The 586-nt window shown below is 67.9% G+C and carries 1 protein-coding gene; it reads left to right on the plus strand.

Annotated elements, in window-relative coordinates:
- On the plus strand, positions 1-551 hold a 551-nt coding region (locus UU9_RS04055), incomplete at its 5' end, for a 2-oxo acid dehydrogenase subunit E2 (protein WP_007080447.1).
- Positions 552-586 lie beyond the last annotated feature (35 nt).

Consider the following 586-nt stretch of genomic DNA (forward strand, 5'->3'; position numbering starts at 1 on the left):
TGGTCGACGACGCCGACCTGCATGCCTGGATCGGCAAGCAGGACATCACCGCCCGCCTGATTCGCGCCATCGTGGCTGCCTGCAAGACGGTGCCCGCGCTGAATGCCTGGTTCGACGGCAAGAACCTCACCCGCACCTTGCATCCGCAAGTCGATATCGGCATCGCGGTGGATACCGACGACGGCCTGTTCGTGCCCGCGCTGCGCAATGCCGACGTGCTGGATGCGGCCGGCGTACGTGCCGCGATCAAGCGTTTGCGTGCTCAGGTCGAGGATCGCTCGATCCCGTCGTCGGAGCTCTCCGGCTACACCATCAGCCTGTCCAACTTCGGCATGTTCGCCGGCCGCTACGCCACTCCGGTGGTGGTGCCGCCCACCGTGGCCATCGTGGGCGCGGGCAAGCTGAGCCACGACGTGGTGGCGGTCATCGGCGGCATCGAGGTGCACCGCCGCCTGCCGCTGTCGCTGACCTTCGACCACCGCGCCGCCACCGGCGGCGAAGCCGCGCGCTTCCTCAAGGCCATGCTGGACGATCTGGCGTTGCCAAACTGATCGGCGTCGCGGGCCTGTTGTGGGAGCGGCTTCAG

The sequence above is a fragment of the Rhodanobacter fulvus Jip2 genome, from assembly GCF_000264315.1.
Classification (GTDB): Bacteria; Pseudomonadota; Gammaproteobacteria; order Xanthomonadales; family Rhodanobacteraceae; genus Rhodanobacter; species Rhodanobacter fulvus.